Here is a 1,321-nt window from a genome sequence, read left to right on the forward strand (position 1 = left end):
GCATTTTTCGTTGATGTCACTTGTGTAGCGATTTGGTTAATTGCATTAGCATCCATATTTGGATTGCTTGTTGCATTAATGACACCATTAGCACTATCAACAGCATTGTTATAGTTTGTTTTGTTACTTCCTGTAGCATCAAGATAGTTTTGGCCATTTTTCGTAGCTGTGTTATCTTGAATGCTATTTCTTAACGTACCCATAGCACCATTTAATGTGTTGGCACTTGATTTAACAGTATCTACACCTGCAACATTTTGTGCTTGTTGCACTTGTTGTTTCAATTTATCTTTTTGAGCAGTTGTTAAATGTTGAAGTCCGTTTATAGTAGTGTTTGCATTTGATTTAGCTTGCTCTAAATTATGGTTACCATTTAGGGCACCTTTCGCATTAGCAACTTGTGACAACGCGTTTTCAACGGCAGCTTTATCTAAATTTGATCCACTATTTTTATTTAAAATATTTTCTGCGTTCGCAACGGCTTGAGTATAAGCAGTTTTCTTATCTGAATCAGCATCATGATAGTTTTCACTTGCTAGTGTATTTGCTTTATCATTAATACCATTTTGCAAGTTAGCCATCGCTGTATTCAATTGTGTACCTGTATTAGATACAGCTTCAACACCAGCTACAGTTGTTGCTTGATCAATTTTAGTTGTTAAGTCACGTTTTTGTGCATTATTAATTGACGTTAAGTTATTTAATGCATTTTTAGCTGCATTCTTCGCATTTGTAACGTTTTGATCACCATTCAATGCATTTTTAGCACTTGAAACATTTTGAATAGCCGCTTCAACATCTTGTTTAGACGTATTTGCACCTTGCGTTTTATTCAGAATTGCTTCAGCTCTGCTTACCGCATTTGTATACGCATCACGTTTAGCTTTATCTGCATCAGTGAAGTTAACACCTTGTTTAACTGTGTTTTGATCATGGATAGCTTGTTCCAAGTTGCCCATTTGCGTGTTTAACTCAGTTGCTGCATTTTTAGCAGCTGTTACCTCACTCACATGACCTGCACGGTCAATTTGTGATGAGATGGCAGATTTTTGGTTATTTGTTAAGTGTGATAACGTATTTAAGTTTTGCTTAGCAGTGTTTTGTGCATTTCTTAAGTTTTCAGCACCGTTTAAACCATTTTTAGCATTATTCACTTGTGTTGCAGCTTGGGTAATCGCACTAGCATCCATAGTCGGATTGTTAGTTTGATTAATGATACCTTTCGCATTTGACACAGCGCTATTATATGTTGATTGGTTATTCGGACTTGCGTCTGTATAGTTTTGACTTGCTTTGACTGTTGTTTCGTTAGCAATACTAT

The 1,321-nt window shown here is 35.8% G+C and carries 1 protein-coding gene; it reads right to left on the reverse strand.

The annotated features are described in order from the left end of the window. Positions 1 to 1,321, reverse strand: a 1,321-nt coding sequence (locus IDG60_RS14585) for a GA module-containing protein (RefSeq protein ID WP_206160836.1), incomplete at both ends; no start/stop codon positions are given.

It is taken from the genome of Staphylococcus sp. EG-SA-2 (assembly GCF_017152085.1).